16 protein-coding genes and 1 tRNA gene are annotated in these 15,468 nt (G+C 68.3%); 3 read left to right on the top strand and 14 right to left on the bottom strand.

What is annotated here, in order from left to right:
• Positions 1 to 33 precede the first annotated feature (33 nt).
• On the top strand, positions 34 to 2,082 hold the full coding sequence (locus tag QTI33_RS18340) for a M3 family metallopeptidase (RefSeq protein ID WP_286507611.1): 2,049 nt from the start codon (positions 34 to 36) through the stop codon (positions 2,080 to 2,082).
• Positions 2,083 to 2,116: 34 nt separating this feature from the next.
• Complete coding sequence (locus tag QTI33_RS18335) at positions 2,117 to 2,749, top strand: glutaredoxin family protein (RefSeq protein WP_286507609.1); 633 nt, start codon at positions 2,117 to 2,119, stop codon at positions 2,747 to 2,749.
• A gap of 16 nt (positions 2,750 to 2,765) precedes the next feature.
• Here QTI33_RS18335 and rpiA read toward each other — a convergent pair whose 3' ends face one another.
• Complete coding sequence (gene rpiA / locus QTI33_RS18330) at positions 2,766 to 3,467, bottom strand: ribose-5-phosphate isomerase RpiA (RefSeq protein ID WP_286507607.1); 702 nt, start codon at positions 3,465 to 3,467, stop codon at positions 2,766 to 2,768.
• A gap of 47 nt (positions 3,468 to 3,514) precedes the next feature.
• Here rpiA and QTI33_RS18325 point away from each other — a divergent pair, with 47 nt between their 5' ends.
• Positions 3,515 to 4,579, top strand: coding sequence for a quinone-dependent dihydroorotate dehydrogenase (locus QTI33_RS18325; protein ID WP_286507605.1), 1,065 nt, complete (start codon positions 3,515 to 3,517; stop codon positions 4,577 to 4,579).
• Positions 4,580 to 4,583: 4 nt separating this feature from the next.
• Here the strand turns inward: QTI33_RS18325 and QTI33_RS18320 are convergent, their stop codons facing one another.
• The 13 genes from QTI33_RS18320 to uvrB all read right to left on the bottom strand — a co-directional run bounded on the left by QTI33_RS18320 (position 4,584) and on the right by uvrB (position 15,417).
• Positions 4,584 to 5,267 (bottom strand): phage holin family protein, encoded by a 684-nt coding sequence (locus QTI33_RS18320; RefSeq protein ID WP_286507603.1) that lies wholly within the window; start codon positions 5,265 to 5,267, stop codon positions 4,584 to 4,586.
• A gap of 33 nt (positions 5,268 to 5,300) precedes the next feature.
• The gene (locus tag QTI33_RS18315) at positions 5,301 to 5,609 is read right to left on the bottom strand and encodes a glycine zipper domain-containing protein (RefSeq protein ID WP_286507601.1); all 309 of its coding nucleotides are present in this window, start codon (positions 5,607 to 5,609) and stop codon (positions 5,301 to 5,303) included.
• Between the two features lie 92 nt (positions 5,610 to 5,701).
• On the bottom strand, positions 5,702 to 6,799 hold the full coding sequence (locus QTI33_RS18310) for an NAD(P)/FAD-dependent oxidoreductase (protein WP_286507599.1): 1,098 nt from the start codon (positions 6,797 to 6,799) through the stop codon (positions 5,702 to 5,704).
• Positions 6,800 to 6,843: 44 nt separating this feature from the next.
• Positions 6,844 to 6,918 (bottom strand) — tRNA-Val (locus QTI33_RS18305).
• Positions 6,919 to 6,995: 77 nt separating this feature from the next.
• On the bottom strand, positions 6,996 to 7,715 hold the full coding sequence (gene dnaQ / locus QTI33_RS18300) for a DNA polymerase III subunit epsilon (RefSeq protein WP_286507597.1): 720 nt from the start codon (positions 7,713 to 7,715) through the stop codon (positions 6,996 to 6,998).
• Entirely contained in the window at positions 7,715 to 8,053 is a 339-nt protein-coding gene (fdx, locus tag QTI33_RS18295; protein ID WP_286507596.1) for an ISC system 2Fe-2S type ferredoxin, read from the bottom strand. The genes dnaQ and fdx overlap by 1 nt, the downstream gene beginning before the upstream one ends.
• Before the next feature lie 3 nt (positions 8,054 to 8,056).
• A complete protein-coding gene (hscA, locus tag QTI33_RS18290; protein WP_286507595.1) occupies positions 8,057 to 9,913 on the bottom strand; it encodes a Fe-S protein assembly chaperone HscA in 1,857 nt (618 codons plus the stop codon).
• 13 nt (positions 9,914 to 9,926) lie between these two features.
• Positions 9,927 to 10,436 (bottom strand): Fe-S protein assembly co-chaperone HscB, encoded by a 510-nt coding sequence (gene hscB / locus QTI33_RS18285; RefSeq protein WP_286507594.1) that lies wholly within the window; start codon positions 10,434 to 10,436, stop codon positions 9,927 to 9,929.
• Between the two features lie 60 nt (positions 10,437 to 10,496).
• A complete protein-coding gene (gene iscA / locus QTI33_RS18280) occupies positions 10,497 to 10,820 on the bottom strand; it encodes an iron-sulfur cluster assembly protein IscA (RefSeq protein WP_286507593.1) in 324 nt (107 codons plus the stop codon).
• Between the two features lies 1 nt (position 10,821).
• A complete protein-coding gene (gene iscU / locus QTI33_RS18275; protein ID WP_286507592.1) occupies positions 10,822 to 11,235 on the bottom strand; it encodes a Fe-S cluster assembly scaffold IscU in 414 nt (137 codons plus the stop codon).
• A 22-nt stretch (positions 11,236 to 11,257) separates the two neighbouring features.
• Positions 11,258 to 12,478: an IscS subfamily cysteine desulfurase gene (locus QTI33_RS18270; protein WP_286507591.1), complete on the bottom strand. Its 1,221-nt coding sequence runs from the start codon at positions 12,476 to 12,478 to the stop codon at positions 11,258 to 11,260.
• A gap of 73 nt (positions 12,479 to 12,551) precedes the next feature.
• Positions 12,552 to 13,088 (bottom strand): Fe-S cluster assembly transcriptional regulator IscR, encoded by a 537-nt coding sequence (iscR, locus tag QTI33_RS18265; protein WP_158720462.1) that lies wholly within the window; start codon positions 13,086 to 13,088, stop codon positions 12,552 to 12,554.
• A gap of 220 nt (positions 13,089 to 13,308) precedes the next feature.
• Positions 13,309 to 15,417: an excinuclease ABC subunit UvrB gene (uvrB, locus tag QTI33_RS18260; RefSeq protein WP_286507590.1), complete on the bottom strand. Its 2,109-nt coding sequence runs from the start codon at positions 15,415 to 15,417 to the stop codon at positions 13,309 to 13,311.
• Between the last annotated feature and the right edge of the window lie 51 nt (positions 15,418 to 15,468).

Genomic DNA, 15,468 nt, shown 5'->3' with positions numbered 1-15,468 from the left:
CTCGCGCCCCCCGTCCGCCATCTGAACAAGACCATGACCAATCCGCTCCTCGACTTCAACGACCTCCCGCTGTTCGACCAGATCAAGCCGGAACATGTCGCACCGGCGGTCGACGCCCTGCTCGCCGGCGCCGAGTCGGCCCTGCAGGCGGTGACCGAGCCCGCCTTTCCGGCCGAGTGGACGGCCATCGCGAAGGTGCTGGACGTGGCCTCGGAGCGATTCAGCCGCGCCTGGGGCGCGGTCGGCCACCTCAACGCCGTGGCCGACACCCCCGAACTGCGGGCCGCCTACAACGAGGCCATGCCGCGCGTCACCGCCTTCTGGACCCGTCTGGGCTCGGACGAACGCCTGTACGCCAAGTACAAGGCCATCGACCCCGCGACCTTGAACCCCGAGCAGCGCCAGGCGCACCGCAACGCGATCCGCAATTTCGTGCTGGGCGGCGCCGAACTGCAGGGCGCGGCCAAGGCCCGCTTCGCCGAGATCCAGGAGCGCCAGGCCGAGTTGAGCCAGAAGTTCAGCGAGAACGCGCTCGACGCCACCGATGCCTTCGCCTGGTATGCCGTGCTCGAAGACCTCGACGGCGTGCCTGAAGATGTCGTCAGTGCCGCCCGCGCCGCCGCCGAGGCCGAAGGCAAGGACGGCTACAAGCTCACGCTCAAGATGCCCTGCTACCTGCCGGTGATGCAGTTCGCCCGCAGCAGCGCGCTGCGCGAGCGGCTCTACCGCGCCTACGTCACGCGGGCCAGCGAATTCGGCGACCCGGCCTTCGACAACACGGCGCTGATCCGCGAGATCCTCGCGCTGCGCCAGGAAGAAGCCAGGCTGCTCGGCTACCCCAACTTCGGCGAACTCTCGATCGTGCCGAAGATGGCCGAGTCGGCCGACCAGGTGATCAAGTTCCTGCGCGACCTCGCCGCCAAGGCCAGGCCCTATGGCGAGCGCGACCTGGCCGACCTGCGCGCCTTCGCCGCCGAGCACCTGGGCCTCGCCGACCCGCAGCCCTGGGACTGGACCTACGTCGGCGAGAAGCTCAAGGAAGCGCGCTACGCCTTCAGCGAGCAGGAGGTCAAGCAGTACTTCACCGCGCCCAAGGTGATGGCGGGCCTGTTCAAGATCGTCGAGACCCTGTTCGAGGTGTCGATCCAGCGCGACCAGGCGCCGGTCTGGCACCCGAGCGTGGAGTTCTACCGCATCGAGCGCGCCGGCCAGAAGGTCGGCCAGTTCTACCTCGACCCCTCGGCCCGCGCCGCCAAGCGCGGCGGTGCCTGGATGGACGACGTCCGCGCGCGCTGGCTGCGGCCCGACACCGGCACGCTGCAGACGCCGGTCGCACAGCTGGTCTGCAACTTCGCCGAGGGCGTCGACGGCAAGCCGCCGCTGCTCACGCACGACGACGTGACCACCCTCTTCCACGAGTTCGGCCACGGCCTGCACCACATGCTGACCCGCATCGACGAGCGCGACGTCTCCGGCATCAGCGGCGTCGAATGGGACGCGGTCGAACTGCCGAGCCAGTTCATGGAGAACTTCTGCTGGGAATGGGACGTGCTCGCGCACATGACCTCGCATGTCGACACCGGCGCACCGCTGCCGCGCCCCCTGTTCGACAAGATGACCGCGGCTAAGAACTTCCAGAGCGGCCTGCAGACCCTGCGCCAGATCGAGTTCTCGCTCTTCGACATGCTGCTCCACACCCGCTACGACGCCGCCACCGCCCAGCCGGGCGACGTGATGGCGCTGCTGGCCGAGGTGCGCAAGGAAGTCGCGGTGATGCCGTCGCCCGAATTCAGCCGCACGCCGAACACCTTCAGCCACATCTTCTCGGGCGGCTACGCGGCCGGCTACTACAGCTACAAGTGGGCCGAAGTCCTGAGTGCGGATGCCTACGCCGCCTTCGAGGAGACCGCCGGCGCCAACGGCGAGCCGAGCGTCGAAACCGGGCGCAAGTACCGCGAAGCGATCCTCGAAGCCGGCGGCAGCCGCAGCGCGATGGAGTCCTTCAAGGCTTTCCGGGGCCGCGAACCCCAGCTCGATGCGCTGTTGCGACACCAGGGCATGGCCGAGGCACAGCCAGCCTGACATACTTCGTTACATTGGAATTCGGAAAGCACCAATGAAACTCCAGACTGCCTTCGCGGGCCTCGCCCTGTTCCTGGTCGCCGGCGCCGCGCTGGCGCAGCCGGTCTACCGCAACGTCGACAAGAACGGCAAGGTCACCTTCTCAGACCAGCCGCCGAGCGCCAGCGCGCCAGCGGCGCCGGCCCGGGCGGGCAACAGCGTGGCGAACGCGGGCGGCGGCCTGCCCTACGAGCTGCGGCAGGTGGTCCAGCGCTACCCGGTCACCCTCTACGCCAGCGAGGACTGCGGCCCTTGCGCCGCCGGCCGCTCGCTGCTGGTCACGCGCGGCGTGCCGTTCGACGAACGCACGGTCAAGTCCAACGAGGACGTGGCGGCGCTCCAGCGCCTGAGCGGCCAGAGCTCGCTGCCGCTGCTGACGATCGGATCGCAACAGCTCAAGGGCTTCGGCGACGCCGAGTGGTCGCAGTACCTAGATGCGGCCGGCTATCCCAAGAGCTCGCAACTGCCGGCCGGCTGGCGCAACGGCCCGGCCCAGCCGCTGGTGGCGCAGCAGCCCGCGGCAGCACCCGTCCCGGCCGCCGCCGCACCGGCACCGGCGCCGGCGGCCGACGTGCCCGCGGCGGCCAACGGGCCGACGCCGAGCAACCCGGCCGGGATCCGGTTCTAGCGGCCTTCGGCCTCCCTCAGCCGAAAGTCATCGTGCGCACGCCCGAAGACGTCGCCAGCAGGCAGACGCTGGCGCGCTGGTGGGCAAACACGCCGACCTCGACCACGCCGGGCCACCGGTTCACCTCGTTCTCGAAGCCGAGCGGATCGGTGATCCGCAGGCCGGTCACGTCGACGATGTGCTGGCCGTTGTCGGTGACCAGCGGGGTGCCGTCCTTCTCGCGCACCTGCGCCAGGCCGCCCAGGCGCGAGAACTGCCGCATGATGCGCCGGGCCGCCATCGGGACGACCTCGACCGGCAGCGGGAAGGCGCCCAGCGTGTTCACCAGCTTGGAGGCATCGGCGATGCAGACGAAGCGCTTCGACTGCGCCGCCACGATCTTCTCGCGCGTGAGCGCGGCGCCGCCGCCCTTGATCATGTAGCCGCGGCCATCGATTTCGTCGGCGCCGTCGATGTAGACCGCCAGTTCGTCGACGGCGTTGCTGTCGAACACCTCGATGCCCAGCGCCCGCAGCCGCTCGGTCGAGGCCACCGAACTCGACACCGCGCCCCGGATCTGGTCCTTGATGCCGGCCAGCGCCTCGATGAACTTGTTCACGGTCGAACCGGTGCCGACGCCGATGATCTCGCCCTTGGGCACGTAGTCCAACGCGGCACGGCCGACCAGTGCCTTGAGTTCGTCCTGCGTCAGGACGGGAGCGGGGGCGGAGGAGGTCATCGGGGAGAATCCTGGGCTGATTGAAGTCTGAAGCCGAGAATTATCCGATGCTCCTGCCCTTGCCCTCCTCTCTTTACGGGCTTGCCCGCCCCTTCCTGTTCGGCTTCGACGCCGAACGGGCCCACGAACTGACCCTGGACGTGCTGGCGCGGACCCAGAACACGCCGCTGGCCTGTGCCTACGCGGCACCGCGCGTGGCGGACCGGATCACCCTGGCGGGGCTGTCGTTCCCGAACCGGGTCGGCCTGGCGGCCGGCCTCGACAAGAACGCCCGCTGCATCGACGCCTTCGGCGCCATGGGCTTCGGCTTCGTCGAAGTCGGAACGGTCACGCCCAAGCCGCAACCGGGCAACGCCAAGCCGCGGATCTTTCGCCTGCCCCAGCGCGACGCGCTGATCAACCGGCTCGGCTTCAACAACGACGGCCTCGAAACCTTCATCGCCAACGTGCAGCGGGCCCGCTTCCGGCGCGACAGCTCGAAGCCGCCGATGCTGCTGGGCCTCAACATCGGCAAGAACGCGGCCACCCCGATCGAGCGCGCGGTCGACGACTATCTGGTCTGCCTCGACGGCGTCTATCCGCACGCCGACTATGTCGCGATCAACATCTCGAGTCCCAACACCGCCAACCTGCGTTCCTTGCAAAGCGACGAGGCGCTCGATGGCCTGCTCGGTGCCGTGGCCGACAAGCGCGAGGCGCTGGCGGCGCGCCAGGGCAAGCGGGTGCCGCTGTTCGTCAAGATCGCGCCCGACCTCGACCAGGCGCAGGTCGAAGTGATCGCCGCGACGCTGCTGCGCCACCGGATGGACGGCGTGATCGCCACCAACACCACGCTGGCGCGCGACGCTGTCGCCGGCCTGCCCCATGCCGAGGAAGCCGGCGGCCTCTCGGGCGCCCCCGTGCGGGAGGCGAGCAACCGCGTGATCGGCCAATTGCGCGCGACGCTCGGGCGGGAATTCCCGATCATCGGCGTGGGCGGCGTGATCAGCGCGGGCGACGCCCAGGCCAAGATCGAGGCCGGCGCCGACCTCGTGCAGATCTACACCGGCCTGATCTACCGCGGCCCGGCGCTGGTGCGCGAAGCTGCCCGGGCCCTGCGCGCGAAGGCCTGAAGCTTCAGCCGCGCATCCGCCAGATCACCGGGGCGATCACCGTCGCCCAGCGGACCAGGCGACGCGGGCCCAGCACGGCGATCACGGTGGCGGTCGCGACCCCGGTGGCGATCGGATGTTCGCGCGCGATGCGCAGGGCCGTGGCCGAGAGGGTTTCGGGCGGCTCCGGCGCTTCACCGACGCCGCTGGCGGCCGCCTCGAGCGTGGCGATGCGCGCGCGCTGGCGCTCGATGCGGGCCAGCAGCTGCTCGCTGGTGAGCACGGGCGTATGCGGGTCGTCTTCGTCGTCCTCGGCGCCGAAGCGCTGATGGATCCAGTCCAGATCGCGTTCGAAGGTGAGGCGCGCCGAATCGAAGGCCGAGGACTTGCGCAGCGTGCCCATGAGCAGCAGCACGGCCGCGATCCAGAGGCCGCCCCACACCAGCGCCAGCACCCAGGCCACCGTGGCGCGATAGGGCGTGTCCCAGAAATGCACCACGATCGCCACCGACAGCAGCGCGATGACGACGGTGGTCAGCCCGGCGACCGCGACCCCGAGGCCGAGCATCAGGCGCAGGCGCTGCTTCTCTTCGTCCCAGGCCAGCCGCAGCAGCTGGGCGCGATCCCCGGCGGCCAGTGCCCCTTCACCGGCCAGGATGCGCAGGCGCCGCAGGCGGGACTTGAAGCCGAACAGGGCGCTGAGGCTCATCGTGCGAGCTCCGCCGCGCCCCCGGGGCGTTGGTCAGCGGCGCCCAAGCAGCAGGCCCACCAGCACGCCCACGGCCAGCGCAGCGCCGGCGATCTGCCACGGTTCGTCATGCGCGTAGGCATTGGCCGTATTGGCGGCTTCGCGGGCCTTCTGGGCGGCGATCCGGCTTTTCTCGGCCGCCAGCTCACGCGCGATCGCCAGCTTGCTGTCGATGCGCTGGCGCAGTGCCTTGATGTGCGGCACGGCGTCGAGGTCCTTGCTGGCAAGCACGCCGCGCACGTCGCTGGCGATGTCTTCGGCCACGGCGTTGGCCGCGGCTTCGAGGTTGGTGGAAGCAGTCATCGAAAAAGGTCCTCCTCAGTCACGCCGGCACCGCGCCGGCGACACCGCGCCGACAAACGGCACGCCGTTCCATGGTACATGCCCGCGCGGCTCTACGACAGCAGATCCCCGACGAAGCGGCCGATCGCCAGGCTGCTGGTGAGCCCCGGCGACTCGATCCCGAACAGGTTGACCAGCCCGGGCACGCCGTGCGCCGCGGGGCCCTGGATCATGAAGTCGGCCGCGGCGTCGCCCGGGCCGGAGATCTTGGGCCGGATGCCGGCATAGCCCGCCAGCAGCGCGCCGTCCGGCAGCGCCGGCCAGTACTTGCGAACCTCGGCATAGAAGCCCTCGCCGCGCGCCGGGTCCACCACCAGGTCGTCGGGCGAGGCCACCCACTGCACGTCCGGGCCGAACTTGGCTTGGCCGCCCAGGTCGAGGGTCAGGTGCACGCCCAGCCCCGCGGCCTCGGGCACCGGATAGATCAGGCGGCTGAACGGCGCCCGGCCGGCCAGCGTGAAATAGCTCCCCTTGGCGAACCAGGCCCCCGGCACCGCCGCCGCGGGCAGGCCGTCGAACTGCCGCGCCAGCAGCGGCGCGGCCAGACCGGCCGCGTTGACCACGCTGTTGCAGCGCAGGGCCGTGCCGTCGGCGGACTTCAGCACGATGCCGGCGCTGCCGCATTCGGCGCCGACGACGCCGGACTTCAGCGCCAGCACGCCGCCGGCATGCTCGAGGTCGCCCTGCAGGCTCAGCATCAGCGCGTGGCTGTCGACGATGCCGGTGCTGGGCGAATGAAGGGCCGCCAGGCATTCGAGCGCCGGCTCCATCGCCCTGGCCTGCGTGCGCGACAGCCGCACCAGGTCGTCGACGCCGTTGGCGCGCGCCTTGGCGGCGATCGCCTCGAGCTGCCCGACCTGCGCCTCGCTGGTGGCGACGATCAGCTTGCCGCAGCGCCGGTGCGGCAGCCCGCGTTCCTCGGCGTACGCGTACAGACGCTGCTTGCCCTCGACGCACAGCTGCGCCTTCAGGGAACCCTCAGGGTAGTAGATGCCGGCGTGGACGACCTCGCTGTTGCGCGAACTGGTGCCGGTGCCGATCGCGCCCTCGGATTCGAGCACGATGACCTCGCGTCCCCGCAGGGCCAGCGCGCGCGCCACGGCCAGACCCACCACGCCGGCGCCGATGACGGCGCAATCGAATTCGTCCATACGCCAAGCTTAGCGTGCGGAATCTCGACGACGAAGAAAGTGATTGGTGGGCGGTGGAGGCTTCGAACCTCCGACCCCAGCAGTGTGAATGCTGTGCTCTACCCCTGAGCTAACCGCCCCCGGCACACGGTGTCAGAGTGAATCTGGCCGCGTACCTTTTGGATGTTTTTCGCACCGTGCGATGCGAAGCCTGCGATTATGCCACAGCTTTTTCGGCCGCCTGGCGAAAAAGCGTTCGGCCGTTGCTGGACTTGTCGAGTTGCACCAGGACTTCCTCGTGGGCGGCGAGTTCGTGCTCGGTCGCGACCAGCACCGGCAGCTCGAAGGCGCTCAGGTCGATCGACACCACCGTTCCGTGCGCGGGCTCGTTCGACGCGATGTCGATCAGCAGCGCATCCTGTCCGCGCGTGAGGTTGATGTAGACATCGGCCAGCAGCTGGGCGTCGAGCTTGGCGCCGTGGAAGGTGCGGTTCGACCGGTCGACCCCGAAGCGGTCGCACAGTGCATCGAGCGAGTTGCGCTTGCCCGGATAGACCGCCTTGGCCATGGCCAGCGTGTCGGTCACCTCGCCGACGAAGCTGGCGAGCGGCGGCAGGCCGGCGAGCTCGAGCTCCTTGTTGAGGAAGCCGACGTCGAAGGCCGCGTTGTGGATGATCAGCTCGGCATCGCGCAGGTAGTCGACGACGTCCTGCGCCAGGGTCGCGAACTTCGGCTTGTCGCGCAGGAAGTCGGTGGTCAGCCCGTGCACCTTGAGCGCGTCCTCGTGGCTCTCGCGCTCGGGGTTGAAATAGATGTGCAGGTCGTTGCCGGTCAGCTTGCGATTGAACAGCTCCACGCATCCCAGCTCGATGACGCGGTCGCCGTTCTCGGCCGACAGGCCGGTGGTTTCGGTGTCTAGAACGATGAGCCTGGACATCAGTGGTTTTCTTTGGCGTGGTTGATCGAGTACTTCGGAATCTCGACCGTCAGGTCGGTCTGGGCGAGTATCGCCTGGCAGCTCAGGCGCGATTGCGGCTCCAGGCCCCAGGCGCGGTCGAGCAGGTCTTCCTCGCCCTCTTCCGCCTCGTTCAGCGACTCGATGCCCTGGCGGACGATCACGTGGCAGGTGGTGCAGGCACAGCTCATCTCGCAGGCATGCTCGATGTGGATGTCGTTCTCCAGCATGGCCTCGCAGATCGAGGTGCCAGCCGGCGCCGTGATCTCGGCGCCTTGCGGGCAGTACTCGGAATGGGGAAGGATCTTGATCGTGGGCATGTTCTAGAGAGATTCGATCTGTCGGCCGGCGAGCGCACGCGCGATGCCGGCATTCATTCGCGCCGCCGCGAAGGCTTCGGTGCCGTCCGCCAGCGCCTTGGTGGCGGCTTCGACCACCGCGGCATCCTCGGCCGAGCGCGCGCTGCGCAGTGCGGCCATCAGCTGTTCGATGACGGCGTGCTCCTCGGCGGACAGCAGCGAGGCGTCGGCGTCCAGCGCGCTCTGCGTCGCCATCAGCATGCGGTCGGCATCGACGCGCGCCTCGACCAGCGCGCGGGCCTGCATGTCCTGCTGCGCCGTCGCGAAGCTGTCCTGCAGCATGGCCGCGATCTGCTCGTCGGACAGCCCGTACGAGGGCTTGACCGCCACGCTCGCCTCCACGCCGCTGCCCTGCTCCTTCGCGCTCACGCTCAGGAGGCCGTCGGCATCGACGGTGAAGGTGACGCGGATGCGCGCCGCGCCGGCGGCCATCGGCGGGATCCCGCGCAGCTCGAAGCGCGCCAGGCTGCGGCAGTCGGCGACCAGGTCGCGCTCACCCTGCACCACGTGCAGCGCCAGCGCGGTCTGGCCGTCCTTGTAGGTCGTGAAGTCCTGCGCCATCGCGGTCGGGATGGTCTGGTTGCGCGGCACGATCCGCTCGACCAGCCCACCCATGGTCTCGATGCCGAGCGACAACGGAATCACGTCGAGCAGCAGCAGGTCGTCGGCGCCGCCGTTGCCGGCCAGCTGGTTGGCCTGGATCGCGGCGCCGAGGGCCACGACCTGGTCCGGGTCGAGGTTGGTCAGCGGCTCGCGGCCGAGGCAATCGGCCACCGCACGGCGAACCTGCGGCATGCGCGTGGCGCCGCCGACCAGCACGATGCCCTGCAGCTCGCCCGGCGCCAGCCGCGCATCGCGCAGCACGCGCCGCACGGCCGTGATGGTGCGCGCGGTCAAGGCGGCGGTGGCGGCTTCGAACTGCTCGCGCGAGACGTCGAGGCGGATGTCGCCCGCCGCCAGCTGGGCGATGAAAGGCGCCGACGGGGCCTCCGAGAGGGCCTCCTTGGCGGCCCGGGCGGCCACCAGCAGGGCCGCTCGATCGGCGTCGCTGCGCGCCTCGAGCCTGCACTGCGACAGCACGAAACCGACCAGCGCATGGTCGTAGTCGTCGCCGCCCAGCGCCGAATCGCCGCCGGTCGCGATGACCTCGAACACGCCCTGCGTGAGCCGCAGGATCGAGATGTCGAAGGTGCCGCCGCCGAGGTCGTAGACCGCGTAGACGCCTTCGCTGGCATTGTCCAGCCCGTAGGCGATCGCCGCCGCGGTCGGCTCGCTGATCAGCCGCAGCACGTGCAGGCCGGCGAGCTGCGCCGCATCCTTGGTGGCCTGGCGCTGGCCTTCGTCGAAGTAGGCCGGCACGGTGATCACGACGCCATGGAGGTCGTCGTCGAAGGTGTCCTCGGCCCGGTAGCGCAGGGTCGCCAGGATCTCGGCGCTGACTTCGGTCGGCGACTTCTCGCCGGCCGCCGTCTGGACCTTGACCATGCCGCCGTCGCCCGCCAGGTGGTAGGCCATCGCCTCCCGGTTGGCGATGTCCGCCAGCCCGCGGCCCATCAGCCGCTTGACCGAGGTGATGACGTTGGACGGATCGCTCGCCCGCGCAGCCAGCGCGTCGAAGCCGATCTGCCGGCGCTGGGCGTCGAGGTAGCGCACGGCGGAGGGCAGCAGCACGCGGCCTTCGGCGTCGGGCAGGCATTCGGCGACGCCGTTGCGCACCGCCGCGACGAGCGAATGGGTGGTGCCGAGGTCGATGCCGACCGCGATGCGGCGCTGGTGCGGATCGGGCGCCTGGCCCGGTTCTGAAATCTGGAGCAATGCCATCGCGCTATTTTCTCTATTGGTCGACCTTGGCCTCGATGTCCTCGGCAAAGCGCTCGATGAACATGAGGGCTCTCACCTGCCGGGCCGCTTCGGCGTAGTCGCCCTTCTCGTCGATCAGCCAGTCGAGCGAAGACAGCGCGCGCGCGCGGGCCGCCTCGACCTCGGCGCGCAGCTGCTCGAACGCGTCCGGGTCCTGGGCGTCGTCGAGCTCCTCGCGCCACGCCATCTGCTGCATCAGGAAGGCCGCCGGCATCGCCGTGTTGGTCTCGGCCTGGATCGGCGAGCCGTTCAGCTGGCACAGGTAGGTGGCCCGCTTGATCGGGTTCTTGAGCCGCTGGTAGGCCTCGTTGATGCGCACCGACCACTGCATCGCCAGCCGCTGCGCCGCGCCGCCCTGCGCCGCGAAGCGGTCGGGATGGGCCTCGCGCTGCAGTTCCTTCCAGCGCGCGTCGAGCGCGCCGCGGTCCTGCGCGAAGGTCGCCGGCACGGCGAAAAGCACGAAATCGGTGTCGTTGAGGTTCATGACGTTAAAAAGCCGCCGGCACAATGGTGTGGGCGGCTCGGGTGCATCGCACGCAGGGGCTCAGATGCGAAAACTCTCGCCGCAGCCGCAACGGTCGCGTTCGTTCGGGTTGTTGAACTTGAAGCCTTCGTTGAGGCCTTCGCGCACGAAGTCGAGCTGCGTGCCGTCGATATAGGCCAGGCTCTTCGGGTCGACCAGCACCTTGATGCCATGGTCCTCGAACACCACGTCTTCGGGCGCGAACTCGTCCACGTACTCGAGCTTGTAGGCCAGGCCCGAGCAGCCGGTGGTCTTGACGCCCAGCCGCACGCCCACGCCCTTGCCCCGTTTGCCGAGGTAGCGGGAGACGTGGCGCGCGGCCGATTCGGTCAGGGTCACGGCCATGTCAGTGAACGGATTCGGCCGCCGCGGCCGTGGCGCCGTGTTTGGCCTTGTAGTCGCTGACGGCGGCCTTGATCGCGTCTTCGGCCAGGATCGAGCAGTGGATCTTGACCGGCGGCAGCGCCAGTTCCTCGGCGATCTGCGCATTCTTGAGCGCCGCCGCTTCGTCGAGCGTCTTGCCCTTGACCCATTCGGTCACGAGCGAGGACGAGGCGATCGCCGAGCCGCAGCCGTAGGTCTTGAAGCGCGCGTCTTCGATCACCCCGGTTTCGGGGTTGACCTTGATCTGCAGCTTCATGACGTCGCCGCAGGCCGGCGCGCCGACCATGCCGGTACCGACCGAGTCGTCGCCCTTTTCGAAGGAGCCGACGTTGCGGGGATTTTCGTAGTGGTCGATGACCTTGGATGAATAAGCCATGGTGGGGTACCTCTTTGAATTTTCAGTGAGCCGACCACTGGATCGTGCTGATGTCGATGCCGTCCTTGAACATCTCCCACAGCGGGCTGAGTTCGCGCAGCTTGGCGACGTTGTGCTTGATGGTCGAGATCGCGTAGTCGATTTCTTCTTCGGTCGTGAAACGGCCGATGGTCATGCGCAGGCTGCTGTGGGCCAGTTCGTCGCTGCGGCCCAGCGCGCGCAGCACGTAGCTCGGCTCCAGGCTGGCCGAGGTGCAGGCCGAGCCGCTGGACACCGCCAGGCCCTTGATGCCCATGATCAGCGACTCGCCTTCGACGTAGTTGAAGCTGATGTTCAGGTTGTGCGGCACCCGGTGTTCGAGGTTGCCGTTGATGAAGACCTGCTCGACGTCCTTCAGGCCGTCGAGCAGTCGCTTCTGCAGCGCGGTGGCCTTGGCGATGTCGTCCTTCATTTCGAGCTTGGCCAGGCGGAAGGCCTCGCCCATGCCGACGATCTGGTGCGTCGGCAGGGTGCCCGAGCGCATGCCGCGCTCATGGCCGCCGCCGTGCATCTGGGCCTCGAGCCGCACGCGCGGCTTGCGCCGCACGTACAGCGCGCCGATGCCCTTGGGGCCGTAGGTCTTGTGCGAAGCCAGGCTCATGAGGTCGATCGGCAGCGTCTTGACGTCGATCTCGACCTTGCCCGTGGCCTGCGCCGCGTCGACGTGGAAGATCACGCCCTTCTCGCGGCAGATGTTGCCCAACGCGACCACGTCCTGGATCACGCCGATCTCGTTGTTGACGAACATCACGCTCGCCAGGATGGTGTCGGGACGGATCGCGGCCTTGAACGCCTCGAGGTCGAGCAGGCCGTCTTCCTGGACGTCCAGGTAGGTCACTTCGAAGCCCTGGCGCTCGAGTTCGCGCATGGTGTCGAGCACCGCCTTGTGCTCGGTCTTGACCGTGATGAGGTGCTTGCCCTTGCCCTTGTAGAAATGCGCCGCGCCCTTCAGGGCGAGGTTGTTCGACTCGGTGGCGCCGGATGTCCAGACGATCTCGCGCGGATCGGCGCCGATCAGGTCGGCCACCTCGACACGGGCCTTCTCGACGGCCTCCTCGGCCTCCCAGCCCCATGCGTGGCTGCGTGACGCCGGGTTGCCGAAATGCTCGCGCAACCAGGGAATCATCGCGTCGACGACGCGCGGGTCCACCGGCGTGGTGGCGCCGTAGTCGAGGTAGATGGGGAAATGGGGGGTGACGTCCATGGCTGGCTCAGGCTGGCGTGGGGTTGATCTTTGTGTGTGATGTTCAACCGAGGCGCCCGAAGGCGCCGCCGGATCAGGATTTGGCGAAGGCGTTGCCCAGTGCGAACACCGAGTTCGGCGCATTGACGCGGATCGGCTTGACCACCGGCTGGGCCGAGATCGCCCGCTTGACGGCCGGCTTGTTCTCGATCTGCACGCCCTTGGCGATCTGGTCGTCGACCAGCTTCTGCAAGGTGACGGAGTCGAGGAACTCGACCATGCGCTGGTTCAGCGAAGCCCACAGCTCGTGCGTCATGCAGCGTCCGGCCTCGCCGAGGCAGTTTTCCTTGCCGCCGCACTGGGTGGCGTCGATCGGCTCGTCGACCGAGACGATGATGTCGGCCACCGTGATGTCGGCTGCCTTGCGGCCGAGCGAATAGCCGCCGCCCGGGCCGCGGGTGGACTCGACCAGCTCATGGCGGCGCAGCTTGCCGAACAACTGCTCCAGATAGGACAGCGAAATCTGCTGCCGTTGGCTGATCGCGGCCAACGTGACCGGACCGGTGTTCTGGCGCAGTGCCAGATCGATCATGGCCGTAACCGCAAAGCGGCCTTTGGTAGTGAGACGCATCGCAAGCTCCTTGAGTGCTTACCGTGGAAAGGACACCGAACCCCCTGGGCTGCGGTGACGTCGTCTCCGCCCTGCACGACCCGGGTCCCGATCGGTGAACCGAAAGGTTGGAGTCGCCCTTCATCGCGAAGTTCTTTTGTTCTTGAGTATTTCGCTCAAGTATACCAGAAGCCCCTCGGCTTTGCTGGGGTAAACCCGATTGCGCCGGCTGCGAAGCCGCTCAGAGCGGGATGTTGTCGTGCCCGGAGGCCCCGAAAGCCTGCTCGCGCAGTTCGGCCAGCTGGTCGCGCACCCGGGCAGCCTTCTCGAATTCGAGGTTCCGGGCATGCTCCAGCATGAGCTTCTCGAGCCGCTTGATCTCGCGCGCCACGTCCTTTTCGGACATGTCCTCGACCTTGGCGCGCTCCAGCTCGCGCTTGGCCGCCTCCTTGCCCGATTTCTCGCTGTAGACGCCGTCGATCAGGTCGCGCACCTGCTTCACGATGCTGCGCGGCGTGATGCCGTGGGCCTCGTTGTGGGCGATCTGGCGGGCCCGGCGCCGCTCGGTCTCGTCGATCGCCTTCTTCATCGAATCCGTCATCCGGTCGGCGTAGAGGATCGCCTTGCCGTTCAGGTTGCGGGCGGCGCGGCCGATGGTCTGGATCAGCGAGCGCTCGGCGCGCAGGAAGCCTTCCTTGTCGGCGTCGAGGATCGCCACCAGCGAGACCTCGGGGATGTCCAGGCCTTCGCGCAGCAGGTTGATGCCGACCAGCACATCGAAGCTGCCCAGGCGCAGGTCGCGCAGGATCTCGACCCGCTCGACCGTGTCGATGTCGCTGTGCAGGTAGCGCACCTTGACACCGTTGTCGCTCAGGTAGTCGGTGAGCTGCTCGGCCATCCGCTTGGTCAGGGTGGTGATCAGGACCCGCTCGCCCTTGTCCACGCGCAGGCGGATCTCGCCGAGCACGTCGTCGACCTGGTGAGTGGCGGGCCGGACCTCGACCTCGGGATCGATCAGGCCGGTGGGGCGCACCAGCTGCTCCACGACGTTGCCGGCGTTGTCCTTCTCGTACTGCGCCGGGGTGGCCGAGACGAAGATGCACTGGCGCATCCGGGTCTCGAACTCCTCGAACTTGAGCGGCCGGTTGTCCAGCGCCGACGGCAGCCGGAAGCCGTACTCGACCAGCGTGGTCTTGCGCGCCCGGTCGCCGCTGTACATGCCGTTGAGCTGGCCGATCATCTGGTGGCTCTCGTCGAGGAACATCAGGGCATCCTTCGGCAGGTAGTCGGTCAGCGTGGCCGGCGGCTGGCCCGGGGCCGCGCCCGAGAGATGCCGCGTGTAGTTCTCGATGCCCTTGCAGTGGCCGATCTCGGCCAGCATCTCGAGGTCGAAGCGGGTGCGCTGCTCGATGCGCTGCGCCTCCACCAGCTTGCCTTCGCCGACGAAGAACTTGAGCCGCTCGTCGAGTTCGAGCTTGATGGTCTCGACCGCGCTGAGCACCTTGTCGCGCGGCGTCACGTAGTGGCTCGACGGGTAGACCGTGAAGCGCGGAATCTTCTGCCGGATGCGGCCCGTGAGCGGGTCGAACAGCTGCAGCGACTCGATTTCGTCGTCGAACAGCTCGATGCGGATCGCCAGCTCGCTGTGCTCGGCCGGGAAGACGTCGATGGTGTCGCCGCGCACGCGGAAGGTGCCGCGCGAGAAGTCCTGCTCGTTGCGCGTGTACTGCATGCGGATCAGCCGCCCGATCACGTCGCGTTGGCCGATCTTGTCGCCCTGGCGCATGATGAAGCGCATCTGCGTGTAATCCTCGGGCGTGCCGATGCCGTAGATCGCGCTCACGGTGGCGACGATGACCGTGTCGCGCCGCTCCAGCACGCTCTTGGTGGCCGACAGCCGCATCTGCTCGATGTGCTCGTTGATCGAGCTGTCCTTCTCGATGAACAGGTCGCGCTGCGGCACGTAGGCCTCGGGCTGGTAGTAGTCGTAGTAGCTGACGAAGTACTCGACCGCGTTCTTCGGGAAGAACTCGCGAAATTCGCTGTAGAGCTGCGCCGCCAGGGTCTTGTTGGGCGCGAAGACGATCGCCGGCCGGCCCAGCCGGGCGATCACGTTGGCCATGGTGAAGGTCTTGCCGGATCCGGTCACGCCCAGCAGGGTCTGGAACACCTCGCCGTCCTGGACCCCCTCGACCAGGCCCGCGATGGCCTTGGGCTGGTCGCCGGCCGGCGGATAGGGCTGGAAAAGCTCGAACGGCGACCCGGGAAACGTGACGAATTCGCCCTGCCGGTGCGGCCCCACCGGGTCGGCGTGTTGCGGTTCGGGAATGACTTCTGAGGTTTCTGGCATGGGGTGGTCGGCTGAAGCTGGTGCCGCGGCCGGTAAAATTCAAGCTGACCG

Origin of the sequence: Variovorax davisae, from assembly GCF_030316845.1 — a bacterium.
Classification (GTDB): domain Bacteria; phylum Pseudomonadota; class Gammaproteobacteria; order Burkholderiales; family Burkholderiaceae_C; genus Variovorax; species Variovorax davisae.
The sequence above is the reverse complement of the archived record's forward strand: the minus strand, read 5'-3'. Positions and strand labels throughout refer to the sequence as shown.